The sequence below is a fragment of the Deinococcus cellulosilyticus NBRC 106333 = KACC 11606 genome, from assembly GCF_007990775.1.
Classification (GTDB): Bacteria; Deinococcota; Deinococci; order Deinococcales; family Deinococcaceae; genus Deinococcus_C; species Deinococcus_C cellulosilyticus.
Genome location: NZ_BJXB01000010.1, coordinates 74,529 through 91,057, shown reverse-complemented (window position 1 = coordinate 91,057; position 16,529 = coordinate 74,529). Strand labels below are relative to the sequence as shown.

At 59.6% G+C, this 16,529-nt stretch carries 16 protein-coding genes; 1 reads left to right on the top strand and 15 read right to left on the bottom strand.

The window, feature by feature from the left end; genetic code table 11:
* Positions 1-43: 43 nt before the first annotated feature.
* The 13 genes from DC3_RS12395 to DC3_RS12340 form a co-directional block, all read right to left on the bottom strand.
* Positions 44-1,297, bottom strand: a complete 1,254-nt coding sequence (locus DC3_RS12395; protein ID WP_146884723.1) for a nitroreductase family protein — start codon at positions 1,295-1,297, stop codon at positions 44-46.
* 10 nt (positions 1,298-1,307) lie between these two features.
* On the bottom strand, positions 1,308-2,816 hold the full coding sequence (locus DC3_RS12390) for a YcaO-like family protein (RefSeq protein ID WP_146884722.1): 1,509 nt from the start codon (positions 2,814-2,816) through the stop codon (positions 1,308-1,310).
* A complete protein-coding gene (locus DC3_RS12385; protein ID WP_146884721.1) occupies positions 2,813-4,366 on the bottom strand; it encodes a Rossmann-fold NAD(P)-binding domain-containing protein in 1,554 nt (517 codons plus the stop codon). The genes DC3_RS12390 and DC3_RS12385 overlap by 4 nt, the downstream gene beginning before the upstream one ends.
* A 9-nt stretch (positions 4,367-4,375) precedes the next feature.
* A complete protein-coding gene (locus DC3_RS12380) occupies positions 4,376-5,920 on the bottom strand; it encodes a thiopeptide-type bacteriocin biosynthesis protein (RefSeq protein WP_146884720.1) in 1,545 nt (514 codons plus the stop codon).
* Positions 5,921-5,924: 4 nt separating this feature from the next.
* Positions 5,925-7,061 (bottom strand): lantibiotic dehydratase C-terminal domain-containing protein, encoded by a 1,137-nt coding sequence (locus DC3_RS12375; RefSeq protein WP_146884718.1) that lies wholly within the window; start codon positions 7,059-7,061, stop codon positions 5,925-5,927.
* Positions 7,054-9,615, bottom strand: coding sequence for a lantibiotic dehydratase family protein (locus DC3_RS12370; protein WP_146884716.1), 2,562 nt, complete (start codon positions 9,613-9,615; stop codon positions 7,054-7,056). Before DC3_RS12370 ends, DC3_RS12375 begins: the two co-directional genes overlap by 8 nt.
* Before the next feature lie 10 nt (positions 9,616-9,625).
* Positions 9,626-11,158 carry a YcaO-like family protein gene (locus DC3_RS12365; protein ID WP_146884714.1) on the bottom strand — a complete coding sequence of 511 codons (1,533 nt, stop codon included), beginning with the start codon at positions 11,156-11,158 and terminating at the stop codon, positions 9,626-9,628.
* 92 nt (positions 11,159-11,250) lie between these two features.
* On the bottom strand, positions 11,251-11,400 hold the full coding sequence (locus tag DC3_RS12360; protein ID WP_146884712.1) for a thiazolylpeptide-type bacteriocin: 150 nt from the start codon (positions 11,398-11,400) through the stop codon (positions 11,251-11,253).
* A 27-nt stretch (positions 11,401-11,427) separates the two neighbouring features.
* The gene (locus tag DC3_RS12355) at positions 11,428-11,577 is read right to left on the bottom strand and encodes a thiazolylpeptide-type bacteriocin (protein ID WP_146884710.1); all 150 of its coding nucleotides are present in this window, start codon (positions 11,575-11,577) and stop codon (positions 11,428-11,430) included.
* A 29-nt stretch (positions 11,578-11,606) separates the two neighbouring features.
* Positions 11,607-11,762 (bottom strand): thiazolylpeptide-type bacteriocin, encoded by a 156-nt coding sequence (locus tag DC3_RS12350; protein WP_146884709.1) that lies wholly within the window; start codon positions 11,760-11,762, stop codon positions 11,607-11,609.
* Positions 11,763-11,792: 30 nt separating this feature from the next.
* The gene (locus DC3_RS12345) at positions 11,793-11,945 is read right to left on the bottom strand and encodes a thiazolylpeptide-type bacteriocin (RefSeq protein ID WP_146884707.1); all 153 of its coding nucleotides are present in this window, start codon (positions 11,943-11,945) and stop codon (positions 11,793-11,795) included.
* A gap of 30 nt (positions 11,946-11,975) precedes the next feature.
* Positions 11,976-12,125 (bottom strand): thiopeptide-type bacteriocin, encoded by a 150-nt coding sequence (locus DC3_RS29140; protein ID WP_186815997.1) that lies wholly within the window; start codon positions 12,123-12,125, stop codon positions 11,976-11,978.
* Between the two features lie 151 nt (positions 12,126-12,276).
* A complete protein-coding gene (locus tag DC3_RS12340; RefSeq protein WP_146884705.1) occupies positions 12,277-12,537 on the bottom strand; it encodes a thiopeptide-type bacteriocin in 261 nt (86 codons plus the stop codon).
* 254 nt (positions 12,538-12,791) lie between these two features.
* Between DC3_RS12340 and DC3_RS12335 the strand changes: the two genes are divergently transcribed.
* Complete coding sequence (locus DC3_RS12335; RefSeq protein WP_186815996.1) at positions 12,792-14,018, top strand: MFS transporter; 1,227 nt, start codon at positions 12,792-12,794, stop codon at positions 14,016-14,018.
* A 49-nt stretch (positions 14,019-14,067) separates the two neighbouring features.
* Here DC3_RS12335 and DC3_RS12330 read toward each other — a convergent pair whose 3' ends face one another.
* Positions 14,068-14,922, bottom strand: a complete 855-nt coding sequence (locus DC3_RS12330) for a GNAT family N-acetyltransferase (protein WP_146884702.1) — start codon at positions 14,920-14,922, stop codon at positions 14,068-14,070.
* Between the two features lie 112 nt (positions 14,923-15,034).
* The gene (gene metK / locus DC3_RS12325) at positions 15,035-16,243 is read right to left on the bottom strand and encodes a methionine adenosyltransferase (protein WP_146884700.1); all 1,209 of its coding nucleotides are present in this window, start codon (positions 16,241-16,243) and stop codon (positions 15,035-15,037) included.
* Between the last annotated feature and the right edge of the window lie 286 nt (positions 16,244-16,529).

The window sequence follows — 16,529 nt, the reverse complement described above, 5'->3', positions numbered from 1 at the left end:
ACAACGTACCCATCAGGCTGTGACTGCCCTGTGACCACCCCCATCAAAACATCATTTGAACAGGCCACCCCTCATACCTGTCCTGACCAATGAGCACCTGATACAGCACGGTTTCATCGGTGTCGGTGAGGCGCAAGAGCCAGTCAAAATAGCCCTCGTCATGGCTGACTGCAGGCCGGGCAAAAAGCCCGGATGCTGCTGCAGCAAGCCCGAGGCGTTGCCCAACGCGCCCCACGTCCTGGTGGGTCTGCTGGTAGTCCTGCATGGTGCCCTCGGCTTGCAGAACTCCAGTGTCCTCACTGATCAGCCACACAATGGGGCAATGGGGCACATGAAACCCCGGCGTGATGAAAAGCGCCTGCTGCATTTCTGATTTGCGGGGAATGGGGGCAATCCAGCGGAAGCCCTCATGGGGAAGGTAACTGTAAGCACCAGGGTCCAGACCTTCCACGTTTTGCACCACGGCATAAAGACTGGCGGTGGTCTTTTGCCGGGAGGCGAATTCCCCCATCTGGCAGGCGGTTTCCAGTGGGAGCCTGATGGGAAGGGGATACACCCCGTTGCTGCCGTGCGCCGAATGGCGGTTGCGGGTGGCCTCCACAAAAGAAACGGGCAGTGGTGTGTCCTCTGTCTGCAGGTTTTCTCTCCAGAGCACCTGCAAAGGGATCTCTTTTTCTGTTGTGGGCCACACCCATTGTTGCGGGAAAGGAACAGACCGCAGGCCATGCCCCAGCATGTGGTGCACGAGTTGCAACTGCTCTGTCACATGCCCGGCCTCCAGGCACATGAGGCGGCTGGTGAAATCCCCGTAAATGTGCCGCAGGCGGTCTGGCACTGCACTGAGCAACCAGCCATCCTGTGGTTGCCTTGCGTTTTCTGCCAGGATGGAAAGCCAGTCCTGAAGGTCATCCATCTGCAAGGTGTGGCGGATGGGGTTGTAACGGTAGAGCCCGGCGGGAAGCGCTGCGTCCTGCAATGTGAAATACCAGAGTTCTGTGGCGTGTTTGCAGCGCGGAGAGGGGGCAGGCCTGTGGTACAGGTACAGCTCTCCGGGTTCATACCTGGACAGTCCGAGGGTGTAGTGGGCCAGGTTGGAGATGTCCTGCAGGCTCAGGTGGTCTGCAGCAGAAGCCTGGGCCACATGACCGAGAGGCAGGTCAGTGTCCAGCATCGGGTCTGGCAGGATGATTTCGCGGGTTCCCGGAGGCACAAAGAGCGGCAGAGCTGGAGGGAATTCCCCTCTGGGTGCGGTGCTTTTCAGGTAGGTGTTCTTGTAGTTCAGGGTCGCTGCTTTCATGGTCCACCTCTCAGGTGAAAGGATGCGGGTCTGCTGTGGGGGCTTGAGATGCTGGAACCCGCTGGTAGGGGTGCCCGTAAGTGATGGGGAGCAACTGTGGAGAGATGACCCTCACGCAAAAGAGGCCCTGCTCCCTCAGCACGGGATGGTCCTGCTGCACCACATGGAGCTCACAGTGGTCAAGGGTGTGCTGCAGCAAAGCCTGAAGATCTGGCACCACCCAGGCGTCCCTTTGAAGTCCCAATTCACCCGAAAGCTTTGAGGCGATGGCATCACGGGCAGCAGGGAGGGCGTAGGCCAGCAGGTGGTCTTCCAGGGTCAGCACCTGTTCTGGGTGTTGCTGCAACAGGGCTGCTTTCTCAAGCTGTTGCGGGGTGAGCTTCTGGGCCATCCCCCGGATTTCCTGGACAGCTTTCAGCAGGGCCATTCGGGGGTCCAGATGGGCAGCCGTGGCACACAGGGTCGCTGGATGAAGGCCGTCCCATTCTTTTTGGGTGGCCACCAGCAGACACACGGGCAGCCCCAGATCCGTGGTCAGGTCATGGGCCTGAACCTGATATTCCAGATCAAAAAGGTTCCCCAGCACCTCCAGAACGTCATCCTCAAAGGGAGTGGGCCACAGCGGGGCTTTGTGGGTCCCCTGCCACCAGCGCATGGCGGCATCCCGCTCTGCAAGTTCCAGAAAAGCATGAAGGGTGGCCTCTTCCAGACTCTGCCCCAGCGCACATCCACTGGAGGTGTTGAGGACCAGTGGATCAGGCATGGGGCCGTAATACACCAGGCTTTCTTCAATCCAGACAGGTTGAAGGGTTTTCAGATTGAGGCCACAAACCCAGGTGCGAGGCTGGTCTTCTTCAAAAGGCTTGCAAGGGAAATCCCGCTGCTGGTGCTGCAAAGGGAAGTACAGGTGGAGGCTTCTGGGATCAAGCACCTGCCCGGGCAGGTCACCCATAGAGGCGTGCATCCGCTGTCTTGATGGATCAGGGAAAAGACCGCCCAGACGCTCCAGCGCCTCAAGTGCAGCAATGGTTCTGGAGGCCTGAATTCGGTCTGCCCGGCCCACCCCATAGACCCGCTGGCCTGCGGCCTTGCTGGCCAGCTGCGCGGTGGCAATGGAGAGCTCTTTTTCAGCATTGACTCCAAGCAGGGGTCCCAGTGGGCTGATCAGTCGGTCCCAGCGCAAATCAGGGAGGCCCGAACGGGCAACGGATTTCTGGAGGTCCAGCTTCAGGTCACAGGGCATGGTGGTCTTCGCCAGAGGAATCCGCTCCATCTGGCCTGTTTGCAGGTGGATCAGCAGGGCATCAGTGATGTTGTGGTCCTGCAGGTGCAGGCCAGCCGTTTCAATCAGGTGGTCCTGCAGGGGGCAGGTCTGCAGGTCATGGGGATACAGATGCACTGGATGACCACTGTTTTCCAGCAGGTGTTGCAGGCCATCCTTCACATCCTGCCCCTCTGGAGCCAGCAAGGCGTACCCTCCTCCACTGATGACCCTGGGAGCCCTCTGGGTCAGGATCATTGCACCTTCACCCACCCGACAAACCCGCCATCCGTCTGGAGGCCACGCAAGTGGGGCGCATGCTCGACCTGCACATCAATGCCTTTCAGCACATCCTGCCAGTTCACCCCTTCAGGCAAAGGGGGAGCAACAGGGTCGCTGGATTCACTCTGCACCTGCCCAAGGGCACGCAGGAGGGCCATTTCCAGCGCATTCTCTCCCGTGACACCTGCAGCACGCCCCAGCAGGTGATTGCCGTGCCTGACCTCCACCACCCGTAAATCCTGCACAGACTGCACAAAGATGACCGGTTGCAGGTGATGGCGCATCTTCAGGGTTTTCCAGTACAGGGAAGCGTTTTTGCTGAGGTGCTCTGCAGCGTCTTCCCACAGGGTGGATTCTCCTGCTTGCTCTTCTGCCCACAGAAGAACCCCCATGCCCTGCATTTCTTCGGCTGTTCTGCCCCAGGCCCGTTGCCAGCCTTGACGCTCTGGCAGGGTGTGGGCGAGTCCTGCGAGGATGCCTGAGGTGCGGGCTTTTTCCACTGTTCTTTCCACCGAGAGCAGCGTGTCCCCTTTGCTGGAGTGCACCCGCAGAAGTTTCACCGGGAGTTGCAGCAGGTTCTCTTCATCCACCGAGGACAGCAGGCCACTGAAGGGGTCCACGGCATCCTTCAATTCCCTGATTTCGAGGGGATGGGTGCTGTCGGTGAGGGTGCGGGTGCAGATCCTCAGGAGTTGTGTTTCCGTGACCGACGGAAGGCCACAGAGGAGCCTGAAGGCTTCCAGGGCAGCCCTGGCCCCCATCACGCTGTATGCGGTGCTGGTGTCGGGAAGGGCAGGCTCCCACTCAATCTGGGAAAGCACCTGTTGCCAGTGGACCTCTACGGGTCCCAGCACCGCAAAGTCACGGGTGAGGGCCAGGGGGAGCACACGGCTCTGCAGGATTGCAGGGTCTTGCAGTCGGGCGTGAATCTCTTCAGGGGTGCCAATCACCACCACCAGATCTGCCGGGGTTTCTGGAAGCTGGTCTGTGAAGGTCCAGCGGCTTTGTGGGTCCCGCGCAGCATGGGCACGCCATTTGTGCTGCAGGGCTTCCAGGGGCTGCACGGAGGAAACCACCGTGCCGTGCCTGAGGCCGCTTTCCCACAGGGCGGGGGCCAGGGTGCGCACCGCAGAGCCTGCGCCCACAATCACCATGCGGCTGTTCTGGAAGCGCTCGAAGGCCTGATAGGCCCCTTCAGTGAGGGTTTCCAGAAAGGCCAGGGGGCGGGCATACAGGACCTGGCTCGCTTCATCGAGGTGCACCTCCCGGTTGGCCGTGTGGTCACGCACGGCACCCAGCCTGTGCAGCCCTTCTATCAGGCCGGTGACAGCACGGGCCTTGTCTTCGGGCAGGTTGCGGGTGAGGTCCTGCAGGTGGTGTTTGCCGTTTAAAAAGGGCAGCAGGCGTTCGGTGAGGGCGTAGATCGACTGGCCTTCCATGTGGTGCCCCCGACCATCGACAGCCACCAGCATCTGCTGGGCGTTCACAGGGGCCAGATAGATGTCGTTGCGCAGTTTGGGGTACATGCTTTTCTCCTATCGGGGTTTGCTGAGGGTGTAACGCAGGTAGGCCAGAAACGGTTGCTCCGCAGGTCCGAACATCATGCGGTTCCAGTGGAAGATCACGCACACCGCAGCAATTTCCCGGAGGCCCCGTTCCAGCATCCCCTGCTGGTTGAGGGCCATCATGCGCCCTGCCCAGTGGTCCAGGGTTTCCAGGTGGGTGTGCCCTTCAGGGACGCAGGAGATCAGTTTCTCCCGGAGATCGCGGCTTTCTGTGGTCAGCACATGCTCCATGATGGAGCGCATGCGGTTCAGTGCCGCCTCCCATTTCTCGTGGTATCCGGGCCGCACCGAACGCACCCTGCGCCACACGTCCCAGCGCTCAAAGGGATCGAGGTGAATGGACCTCAGCATCAGTTCCAGCCAGATGTGCGACACCAGGTGCCTTTCCCCGGAAGGGTGACGGCTGAGGGTGAGGGCCAGTTCACTGTCGGTTTCAAACAGGCGGTGGGTGACCTGCATGGCCTCATCCCCTCCGAACAGTCCGGCCTCGGGTTCGTACACGCCCGGCACCACTTCCCGCAGGGCACCCGAATCCAGCATGTGCTGGAACTGCTCTTCGAGGTACTGCTGCAGGTGGGGGGTGAGGCTTTCATCCACCATCTCCACCCGCAGTCGGGCGTGCAGGGCACCGTCGGATTTCAGCATGTACCAGAACCCCCGGATCTCCTCGCTGAGCTGCAACGGTTTCATGCTCTCCTCGCGCAGTTGCTGCAGGGCTTGCAGGGGCTCGTCGGTGTAAAGCCGCCATTGCAGCCACTGGCTTTGCGGGTGCAGGCGGGAGAGCAGCTTCGCATCCCGTTCAGGGTTCAGTTTCTGGAGGCCAGGGAGGCCCACCGCGACGGCATAAACAATCTGTTCTTCTTCGGGCAGGCACAAAAGCGAGTGGGTGAGGTCATCCAGGTAACTTCCGAGGGGCAGTGCTGACCAGCCCAGAGACTGGGCCACCAGCAGCAGGTTCTGCATCATGTGACCGGATTCCTGCAGGGCAAAGCGGTACGCCCTCTCTCCGTACTTGCGGGCCGCCTCCTCAAAACGGGAGGTGATGAAAAGCACCGCACTGGCCTTTTCAAGGTCCGGTTCACTGGCAAAATGCAGGGCCTGACCCAGCAGGGAGGTGTCCCCTGAGACGAGTTTCAGGGCGTGGTGTTCAGGCTGGTAACGGTACACCCCGGAGTTCAGGTCCGAGACCTGCAGGGGGACCAGATAACTGTGGTTGGGGTACAGGGCTCCGGCAGAAGGGTAGGCGCGCAGGCCATCCCCAACCTCACCGAGGCTGGCCCTGAGCCACCCGCTGACTTCCCTGAGGGGCAACGCCTGTCCGCTGAAACTGCGCTGGCTGCGGCGTTCACTTAAGGCTTCCAGCAGGGTCATTCTGGAGTTTTCCTGCACCAGAGGCAGGAATTGCCCGGGGGCCTCCTGTCTGGGGGTGGCGGCAACAGGAGGAATCTGGGGGGGCCTTCCCAGCGTGTAGCAGGTCAGCGGGTGAAAGGCCTTGTAAGACGGGATCTGGGTCACAACATCACCTCATTTCAGCGGCAACAGGTCGGGGCCTGGGGTACACGATGTCCTGCCCCCGGTGGGCCTCTTCGATGGTGCGGGCCACCATTTCGCACAGGAAAAAGCGGTCCAGCGGTCTGGCCCCAGCGGTCACCAGGTGGTTGTAGAGCAGGTTGATCAGCAGCCTGCGCACCTCCACCTCGGGTTCCCTCAGGAGTCTGGAAAGTTCGCTGTCCGGGTCGGCAAGTTCCTGGTGTCCGGGGCTGAAGGAGTACTCGCGAAACTCTGCCCCCTCGGCCACCTGGGGTTTCAGGCCCTCGTAATCCTGCAGGGTGGGCATCACCATTTCCCCGGTCAGTCGGGCCTGGAACAGCCACTGGTAGGCACTGCGCAGGTTCTGGATCAGCCAGCGCAAATCCGGCGCCGGGTCCGTGGTGGCCTCCTGGTAGGCTTTTTGCAGCACGTCCTGGCAGGCAGTGTACTTGGCTTCAAACTGGGACCGCAGGGCATTTCCGCCGTTGTGGTAGTAGGCCTCGGCGTGGGAGCGGAAACTGAGGGCCACACTGGTGGTGCTGCAGTACTGGTCCTCCCCGAGCCCCCGGAAAGCCCCGGCAAACCCGAACATCCACCGGGCGAACTGCATCAGTTTGCCCCGTGAAGCGACTTCTGGTTGCAATGCCACTTCCAGCACCGACTGGGTGCTGGCAAAAAAGGACCGGGCCACCCTGGCATTGAACTCCCCTCCGAACATGCGTTCCCGCATCAGGAGGGGTCCCCACAGCACCGTCCCACTGGGGTAAAGCGGCAGCAAAGGATCGGTGACCAGTTCTGCCGCTGCCGTCTGGGCGTACTTTTTCAGGTAGGTGGTCTCATCGAGTTCCAGGGGGCTTCCCTGTTCCACCAGCGTGGAGGCGTGGGTGATCAGGCGCTCACGGACCTGTTCTTCCTGACCAGGGAAGGGCCTGACATGCACCTGAACCTGCGGGCCGTTCAGCCAGTGGCGTTGCAGGTAGAAGCCGTCCAGCAGGCCTTCTGCTTTCAGCTGGTGCAGAGCACTGTACAGGCCCAGCATCAGGAGGTCCTTGTCTGGAGCATGGTGAACCACCCTGAGGGTGCGCCAGTGGTCTCTGTGGTCGTGGGGGAACAGGGTTTCAAGCATCTCTCTTCTCCTTGTGGGGGTGGAGGCGCACGCAGACTTCACTGACGTGCCTGTCTTGCTGGTGGTGAACAAAGGCGTCTGTGGGGTCGGGCAGGGTTTCTTGCACCCACCACTGGCCCGGCACTTCCGAAATCCACTTCTCGAAACTGCGCAGGCACCAGAACCCCTCCAGGTCAAAAAACTGCGGTTTGTACGGGCTGTGGTCGGAGCCCTGCAGGCGAAGCCCCCGGGTGGTGGGCACGGCAAAGAAGGACCTGGGAAGCCCACTGTCCTGCCAGAAGTCCAGCAGCCTTTGCCAGTAGGCCAGATCGGTTTCGTTCTTCTGCCTGCGCAGGTGAGCTGCACCTCCCATCACCCAGGTTCTGCGGGAAAGCACCACCTGCCCCAGCACAATGCGGGGGTAGAAACGCTCTTCTTCTGCCTGCAGTTCAGGGGAAAGGGCCTCCAGCATCTCCACCAGGGAAAAATGGGCAGAGGTGCCCTGAGAGAGCCCCACCATGCCCCGGTCGATGGTGGTCATCAACAGGGGGGTGTAGCTGCCGACATATACAGGTTCGATGGCCTCTCCAGAGGGGGTCTCGAGTTTTAGGCTGTGGGTGGTCGGGTCATGCCTGAGCACCAGTTCCGTGAGGCGCACTTCGCGCAGGGTCTGGCAGGCAGGGGCAGACCCGGGAGACTTCAGGGCCACCTCGAAGAGGGTCGGGAACTGGTTCATGCTGTTGAAACTGGAGACCACCAGTTGCGCGCGGGTGACCTCCCTCTGTTGCTGGCTTTTCAGGAACCGCTGGAAGGTGCTGCTCCCTTCCAGCAGCGGCCACACCCGGCTCAGGGCGTTGTGCTGACCGTACAGCACACTGTTGAGCACCAGTGTTCCAATGCCTGTGTGCTGCAGGCAGAGTTCCAGCGGAGCAGCAAGTGGGGAAGCAGGAATCCATTCAGGCTTGACCTCCACATCCAGACCTTCAGACTGCTGAATGGCTTCCCGGAGGGTGGAAAGGAACGCCAGGCGCTGGTTCTGCAGGTCCTGCAGCAGCCCATCAATCACCTCCAGCTCAGAAGTGCCAGACTGGGCCGCAGTCCCTTTCAGCAAGAAAGCCTCGGGGTCCGTGCACACCCCTGCAGGACCATAACGGGCCACAAAAGCCTTCTCCAGTTCCAGTTGACGGTCCTGATGGGACCCAAACAGGGAAACCAGTTCTGCAGTGCGCCGCAGGTCCTCTTCTGGAAGGGACCTGAAACCATCAGAAAGCTGAAGTTCAGCTGCCGAGTTCTCATAGAGCAGGCGTTGTGCAGAGAAAGGCTCCTGCACCTCCAGCAAAGTAAAAACATTCTGCAGTGCCTTCACAAGCCCTCCCCTGAGAAAGCGCCTTTCAGGTGCTGCGGCCCCCGGGTAAGCTTCCAGAACCTTCTGCACACTGTGCAACTGTTCCAGAACAGGAGCTTTCAGAGGGTCTGCTGAGCGGTCCACGAAAGAAATCAGGTTGGACACTGGATCTCTCAGGTCATCGGCATACTGGATTTCAGGGACCAGCAACCCCTGCTCTCTGAGCCCGTGCAGTGGAGCAGGATTTTCCAGACCCAGCAAGGCCTGAAGTTCGGTCAGGCGCCAGAAGGGCCGGTCCTGCATGGCATTTCTCAGGTGCTGCAGGGCAGGCTTTGCTGGCATCACGATGGTGGTGTCCTGCACGCTCTCGGTGGACAGCACCCGGCGAACGTAGACTTTCCAAACGCCGCTCTCTTCCCGCACATCCGGGTTGAAAGCGTAACGCTGGTGCCCGGCGAAGGCCGCGTGGGCCGTGACATGCAAGAAGAGTTTCCTGAGGAGCGAGCCCTGCAGTTGCACCCTGGAGCGCACCTGTCGCCATTCAGGGTGCTCTCCCCTGTGGCTTTCTTGCAAATCCACCAGGGCCGTGTAGGTCAGGCGACCCAGCGGACTGGTCTTGAAGGCCGCCCGGGTCAGGTAGGTGGTGAGGGTGAGTTCAAACTTGCGCCACTCCTGCAAAGTCTGGCTGGGTGGGGCCTGCAGGTAGGCCTCCAGGGTTTCTGCAACCTCAGGGACCGCACAATCCAGTGAAGCAGCAAAATCAGGATGTTGTGAAACCAGCCCTTTCACCTGACGCTGACAATCCCGGTACTCCTCAAACAGCAGGTCAGGGAGGGCCTGCCTGAGGGCATCCATTGCGCGGAAACGTTCCACCAGATGCATCAGGCTCTGGACCCGCTCAGCGTCCCACTGGGCCTGCAACACCTCCAGGTCTCTGGTTTTCGGAGGAAGCCCCTGGTGCAGTTGCCTGCGGGCATTGATGAGGGCCCGGCGCAACTCCTGGTGCTCTCCTGCCTGCTGCACGTCTTCAGTCATCCGTTCCGCCTCGGCGGTCATGGCTGCTGTGAGCTGTTCAGACTGCGCTTTGACCTTCTCAAGGGTCTGCAGGGTGCGGGGGAAGCGCAACAGGCGGTGCAGGCTGGCAGGCAGGCTGTTCACCCGCCAGGTGGTGAAGGGGGTCACCTCCCAGTGAAAGGAGGTTGTGGGGTTCACAGGCAAAGTGTGGGTCATGGTCTACCTCTCATGGGAAGGGATGGGGGGCTTCGGGGAGTCTGGTGCGGTTTCGCTGCAGGGCAGCTTGCAATCTGGGATTGTTCCGGGTCCTCTGTTGCGAAAAACCAAAGGTCATGGGAAGCAGGCCCGGGACCACCGCCCGCACAGCACAGAGTCCCAGAGCACTCAGGCCAGGGGTGGTCAGGTCCACAAAAGCAACATCTGGATGGTGGTCAAGGAGGGTCTGCAGAAGCAGGGTCAATTTCTGCACCACATCCGCACCCTTCCAGTGGTTTCTTCTGTCCAGAAAATGCCGCAGGGCCTCAGGATGAGGAGGGTCTGGCAGGAAATCCAGCCACTTCTGGCTCTCAAAATGGGCATAAAACAGGAAGTGGTCAAAACCAGATTCCACCTGCTCTGGGTGGTCCAGCAGCAGCTTCGCCCGTGTGGGGTCAAAAGATGGGGGGTAAAGTTCCAGGGACACCAGCAGTTCCTGCAGGGCACCCCTCAGAGCACGCAGTGGGTCCATGTGCGCGCCCAGGCTGCTGAAACTGTGAATCTGCCCCTCGCCCTTTCCTTTTGCCATCACCCACACGGCAGGCACCCCATTTTCCGTGGTGGTGTCAAACGCCTGGACCTGATAACCGAGGTCTCCTGCAACCAGCAGCATCCCTTGCACCTCACTGTCCATGCACAGGGTGAGGTCCAGGGAAGCAACAGGGCTGCGGCTGTACCAGTTCAACAGAAAAGCGTCCCGTTCAATCAGTTCAAACAGCCCATGCAGCAGTGCCTCTTCCAGGCTTGATCCCAGAGCACAGCCACTCGATGAGGCGTTGAGGATGCCCTCATCTCTGTGGTACCCCATGAAGACTTCCCGGGCCGGAATGAAAATCCGCTGCTGGTGGCGCAAAGACCACCCCTCCACCCAGTCGGTGGCTGTGCTGAATTCAGGTTCATGGTCCAGCTGGGTCAGCATCTCCCGGCCAAGATGACGTCCAGGCAGATCCTCAGGACGTGCTCTGGTCACGTGATGGCGTCCCTGAAAGACGGCACTGCGGCGCTCCAGAGCTTCGAGCAACGCAGATGTTCTGGCACTTTTTGCCGTGCTCCCCCGTCCAATGCCGAAATCCGTCTGTCCCTGCAAAGAAATGGCCGTTGCAAAAACAGGCATGGCCTCCACAGGCCAGCGCTCTGCCCTGAGCAGCATTTTCAGCAGGGTGTCATCCACTTCACTGTTGCGGCAACTGTGAGCATGGCGTTCAAACTGGGGGGTTTCGAGGTCCAGCGGTCTGCTGTTGAACCCGGCAACATGCAAAGGAAGGTGCTCAAGGTGCAGATCAGGAAGCTGAATGCGCCAGAGGCCGGATTGCAGGCCCTGCAGTTCTTCCACAAGGGTATCCAGAAACGGGTGCCCGGAAACGGGTGAAGCATCAAAATCTCTGCCCAGCAGGTCAGCGAGGGCCGTAAAAGTGTTCTCGTGTTGTGCAAGACCAGCACAAAAATACAGGTGGGGACCGTTTCGGTACAGCTTGGTCTGGAGGTCAGGGTTCAGAACCGGCATGGGAGGCTCCTTGAGCAGGGAACGCAGTGAAACTGGCCCGGGTGAAACAGTGCGCTTCACCTGGGCCAGATCGAAGTCAGGATCGAAGCAGCTTACTTGGGTTTGACGCTGCTGCAGCTGTTGTAGCCGATGCTGGCACCCGCCTCGGGCAGAGCGTAGGAGTCGTCTTCGGTGGTGACTTCCACTTCATTGAGGTCGAGGTCCTGAATGTTCAGCTCTTCTTGCTTTTTCTCGTGTGACATGTTGGTTCTCCTTTTTGGAATGAGGGCTTACTTGAGTTTGACGCTGGAGCAGCTGTTGTAACCGATGCTGGCACCAGCTTCAGGCAGAGCGTAGGAGTCGTCTTCGGTGGTGACTTCCACTTCGTTAAGGTCGAGGTCCTGGATGTTCAGCTCTTCTTGCTTTTTCTCGTGGGACATGTTCGTTCTCCTTGGATGGGAATTGAAATTTACTTGGCGGCAGGTTTAACGCTGCTGCAGCTGTTGTAACCGATGCTGGCACCAGCTTCAGGGAGGGCGTAGGAGTCATCTTCGGTGGTGACTTCCACTTCATTGAGGTCGAGGTCCTGGATGTTCAGTTCTTCTTGCTTTTTGTCATGGCTCATGTTCGTTCTCCTTGGACTGGAAATGAGGGTTTATTTGCTGACTTTGACGCTGGAGCAGCTGTTGTAACCGATGCTGGCACCAGCTTCAGGAAGGGCGTAGGAGTCATCTTCGGTGGTGACTTCCACTTCATTGAGGTCGAGGTCCTGGATGTTCAGTTCTTCTTGCTTTTTGTCATGGCTCATGTTCGTTCTCCTTGGACTGGAAATGTGGGCTTATTTGGGTCTGATGCTGCTGCAACTGTTCCAGCTGACGCTGGCTCCGGCTTCCGGAAGGGCGTAGGTGTCATCCTCGCTCTCCACCTCCACCTCACTGAGGTCAAGGTCGCGGAGGTCCAGGTCGTCCAGTGGCCTGTCCTGATGCATGGTGCTCCTCCTTTTTTGAACGTCTGAACGGCAGGGACCTGATCAGCGAACAGTGGGCGCAATGGCGCTGCAACTGTTCAGGCTGAGGCTGGCTTCCCGCTCAGGTGGAGGATGAAGTGGCTTTTCAGGGGTGAAATCCACCTCGCCCAGCTCAAGGTCTTGCAGCGTGAGCTCGGGTGTCTCTGTCTCCTCTGAAATCCTTCCCCTCCTTCCGGTGCAGTGGCCTTTCACTCCGGGCAGGGAGGGATGGGTCGAGCACCACACTGCAGCAGTTCCAGAACCCTGCCTGACTTGCACCCATTTCGGGCATCAGGTACGCCTCGTCCACGGTCAGGATGCGGATGTCTTCCAGGTCCAGATCCTGCAGGTCGAAGCCCAGGTTCACGGAAGGTGCATTGCTGTCTCTCTTCATCTCTTCTGACCTCGGTGTGGGGATTTCTGCTGAACGTCCGTTTCGGCCTTCTGTCCGTTCCTTTCGTTCTGAGGTCATGGTAGTCAGGCCTCAGGGACATCCCGGAGACAGGGCAGGACTGTGCGTGTTTGTGCAGGTTTTGCCGGAAGGTGCTCTTCCGGGGTCAGGGGTTTCTCTGATTTTGCTGGACCGGGTGTCTCCGGGATGTCCCTGCCTGTGGGGCACCTTATGTGCAGGAGGTCCTTACCATGTTCATGACCGGACAGCCCAGGGCGGCAAAGAAACTGTGGAACAGCAATTTTGTGATTTACCTGCTGGGAAGCACACAGTCGAGCCTGGGCAGCATCATTTCAGGCATTGCCCTGTCGTTTGTGACCCTTGAGATCACCCAGTCTGCTGGAGCCACCGGGCTGACCCTGGCCCTGTCCATGGTGCCCAACCTGCTCGGCCCTTTCGCAGGCACCCTGGTGGACCGCATTTCCCTGCGCATCCCCCTGATTGTGGGAGACCTGCTGCGTTTTATGCTGATGATGGTGGTGTGGTACCTTGCCACCCACGGAGACGTGCAGGTGGGCCTGATTTACGCGGTGTCCTTTTTAAACGGCCTGATCAGCATCTTCTACACGCCCGCAACCGAGGCCCTGCTGCCTTCCCTGGTTCCCGAAGAGGACCTTGCCAGGGCCAACGGCATCCTGGGGGCCACCAGTCAGGTGGTCGGGATCGGAGGTTACGCCGTGGCCGGGGTGCTGGTGAGTCAGCTTGGGGCGGGTCCCAGCCTGCTCATTGACGCCATCAGCTTCCTGGTGATGGGCCTGATGTACATGCTGGTCGAAATCCCACAACCGCGCAAAGACGTTCAGCAGAACACCTTCCTGGCAGACTTCAAGGAGGGCTGGCGCACCCTCTCCACCCACCCCCTGATGAAGCACATGCCCCTCCTGGGCTTCGTGACCATGGCCGCAATGGCTCCCCTCAACATGATGTTGCCCAAGATCTTTCAGGGCACCGGCACAGGGGCAGCGGGTTTCGGGGTGTTCATGACGGTGATGTCGGTGGGGATGCTGCTGGGAAGCCTGAGCATCACCGCACTTGGAAACCGTTTCAAAGCCGTGCCTGCAGTGGGTGCAGGCCTGGTCATTTACGGCCTGTGCTACGCTGCCCTGTCCTTCTCTCCTGCGTTGTGGATGATGTGGGGGGTGGCCTTCCTGTTCGGTGCAGGCATGAGTTTCACCTCAAGCGGCATGGTGTACCTGCTGCAGGTGGAAACCCCTCGTGAGCAGCTTGGACGGGTCTTCGGGATGGTGTTCTCGGTGCAGATGTCCGGGATGCCCCTGACCTTGCTCTTGATCAGCGGTTTCGCGGACCGGTTGCAACTCACGGTGATTTTCCTGTCCTGCTCTGCAGTGCTGCTGTTGCTTGCGGTGTTCTGGATGTGGGTGTCCAGGCGCAGCAAGGCACCCCTCGCAGCCATTGCAGACTGACTTTTCAAACAAACAAAGCCCCGAACAGAAAACTGTTCGGGGGCTTTTTTCAGCCAGACCAGCGGTAACGCAGGTTCTGGAAGCGCTCTTCAAACCCCACCCGGCGGTAGAACTCCAGGGCGTGGCTGTTTTCGGCATCCACCGCCAGATTCACCTTTTCCACCCCTCTGGCTTTCAGAAGAGCGCACCCCTGCCTGAGTGTGAGGCCTCCGTAACCCTGCTTCTGGCTTTCTTGCAAGGTGCCCAGCAGGTACACGTGTCCTCCATCGTCCTGTTTGCTGATGGCGAAAAATGCCACGGGTTTGCCGTTCACACAGAGGGCCTGGGCATCATCGGGGTGAAAATCATGCTCCCCGAACCAGTTCTCCACCTGCTGCACCCCCATCGGATAAAAGCCGAAGTGGTTCTGGAATGCGTCGTTGTGCATTTCGGTCAGTTCCAGAGGGGTGATGCGGCGGAACCCCTGCCCTGTTTGCAGCACAGGGGGCTGAATTTTTGCCAGGGCCTCTCCTTCCAGCACCATGCGGTAGAACGTGCGGGTGTAGGACAGGCCATGCTGTCTGAGGCGTTCTGCTTCCCTTTCACGGGTGTGGGGCAACCCCATTTCCAGCGGCAGGCCCCGTGATGCACAGAGTTCCTTCGCAAAGACGAGCAGGTCGTCTTCCAGGGTTTCAGGTGCTTCCGGGTGGCGGTAGGGGTACACGCAAATCACCCGGTCTGCATTCTCATGGTGGTACACCTCCAGCAGGGCCTCCTGCCCATGCAGGAAGATCTCGGCCTCTTCAGATTTCAGGTTGTACTCGACTTCCTCGGGTTTGACGGGAACAAAAGCGTCCCAGCCCTTCCGGCTCTGGTTCATCAGCGCTGCGATGTGCAGGGCGTCTGCAGGTGCGGCCTGTTTCATGTTGTCCTTTCAGAGCAACAGCCTAACGGCCCACCCCCCTGCTTTTCATGCGCCATTTTTCTTACTGGCCTGTCCGCATGACAGGCCTTGCACGTCACGCACCAGTTTTTTTTCAGACGCCAGCGGCCTGAAACGCCTCTGCTTTAAGCAGTTCCGCCCTATCGGTTTTCTCCCAGGGGAACTCGGGACGGCCAAAGTGACCGTAAGCTGCGGTCTGGGCGTAAATCGGACGCCTCAGGTCCAGTTCCGCAATGATGGCTTGAGGACGCGCATCAAAGTGCTTTTTCACCAGTTCCGTGATCTGGCCGTCCTTGATCTTTCCGGTGCCATACGTGTCCACCCGCATCGACACTGGGTTCGCACGGCCAATCGCGTAAGACACCTCCACCAGGGCTTTGTCTGCCAGACCCGCAGCCACAATGTTCTTGGCGATGTACCGGGCGTAGTACGCCGCACTCCGGTCCACCTTCGTCGGGTCTTTCCCAGAGAAGGCACCCCCACCGTGAGGCACCGCACCCCCGTAGGTGTCCACAATGATCTTCCTTCCAGTCAGCCCAGTGTCTCCGTGAGGACCACCAATCACGAACTTCCCGGAGGGGTTGATGAAATACTTCGTTTCAGGGCGCAAATAAGCCTCGGGGATCACATGGCGGATCACCAGGGCTTCCATGTCCTTTTTGATCTGCTCCTGTTCCACTTTCTCGTTGTGCTGGGTGGAAATGACCACCGTGTCCACCCACAGGTCGTCCTTCTCCCGCACCACGGTGACCTGTGCTTTGGCGTCCGGTCTCAGGTAATCCAGCACCCCTTCCTTGCGGATCTGGGCAATCCGGCGGGTCAACCCGTGGGCCAGGGTGATCGGCAGGGGCATCAGTTCCGGGGTCTCGTTGGTGGCATACCCGAACATCAGGCCCTGGTCTCCCGCACCAATCATGCTGAAGCGGTTCTCGGGCTTCGAGCGGTCTTCCTCACTCATGTGGCGCCACTCTTCGGAGTCATTCACCCCACCTGCGATGTCCGGGCTCTGCTCGTGGAGGGTGGACATCACCGCAGAGTAATCGGCGTCAAAGCCGTAGTGGGCTCGGGTGTAACCCACACTGCGCACAGCTTTGCGCACCACGTTTTGCACATCGACATAGGCGTTCTGGGCGGTGACTTCCCCAGCGACGACAGCAAGGCCCGTGGTGACTAAAGTTTCGACGGCAACGCGGGCGGTGGGCTCCTGACGCAGGAACTCATCGAGGATGCTGTCACTGATCAGGTCTGCCAGTTTGTCCGGGTGCCCTTCGGACACCGATTCTGATGTGTAGTATTTGCGCATGAAACCCCCAACATGCAGGCCCTGTGTGGTCTGCATGGGTCATAAATGGATTTGAAACGTCCGTGAATGGCCCTCTGGAGCGGGTGCTTGCAGGGCCAGAAGGCAAAAAGATCCCTTCAAATCGAGAAATTCTCTCTTTCTGATCCAGATGGGTGAATCCTTCGTACCCTGTGGTATCACAGGCCACAACTTCTCAGCAACCGAAATGATCACAGGGGAAAAGCCCACGCCGGGAAATCCCCTACAGGCCATCTGTAACGTTTTCTTCGGCCAGCAGGACATTTGG